Annotated in this window: 1 protein-coding gene; it reads left to right on the top strand. The window is 40.6% G+C overall.

From position 1 onward, the window contains the following. Window positions 1-532: MucBP domain-containing protein (locus tag AX662_RS11070; protein WP_048790919.1), on the top strand; the 532-nt coding region annotated here is incomplete at its 5' end. Between the last annotated feature and the right edge of the window lie 185 nt (window positions 533-717).

Below are 717 nucleotides of genomic sequence, written 5' to 3'. Positions count from 1 at the left end.
ACCTAAGGGTAATGTTTACGTTCACTATGTGGATGAAAATGGTAACACTATCAAACAATCTGTAACAGATGAATTTGGTCAACCAGTAGGTAAAGATTACGATACAGTAATTGATAACCGTCCTAAGACAATTGTTACTGCTGATGGTAAAGTTTACGAATTGGTACCACAAGGTAACTACCCAGTAGGTTCTGTAGATGGTGATGGTCACTTGACTACAACTGACCCAGTAACTGGTAAAGTTATCGAAGGCGATAAGAACGTAACTTACGTTTACAAACTTGTCGATACAACTCCAGAAAAACCAGTAACGCCAACTCCAGGTAAACCTGAACAACCAACTCCAGGTAAACCAGTTGATCCAGCTCCTAAAGCTCCAGCTAAGGCTACTCCAGTTAAACCTGCACAAGAAATGGCACAATTGCCAAATACTGGTGAAGAGTCTAACGTAGCAGCTACAGCAGCTCTTGGATTGCTTGCAACTGCATCTGGATTGGCACTTGCGGCAAAACGCAAAAAAACTGAGGAATAATATTCCTTCGACTTACCCCTAAAACTTATGAGTGACTAGTCCTAATAAAAACTAACTACTCTTAAGTAAGAATAAGCCGATTAGCTTCGTTCTAAAAAAGACACATTCCGATATGGGATGTGTCTTTTTGGGCTCTTTGTCAACTGTAGTGGGTGACGAAAAGCTAACATCTAGAGAGAACCTGA

The sequence above is a fragment of the Streptococcus sp. CCH5-D3 genome (genome assembly GCF_001556435.1).
Classification (GTDB): domain Bacteria; phylum Bacillota; class Bacilli; order Lactobacillales; family Streptococcaceae; genus Streptococcus.
This window is presented reverse-complemented; position numbering and strand designations above follow the sequence as displayed.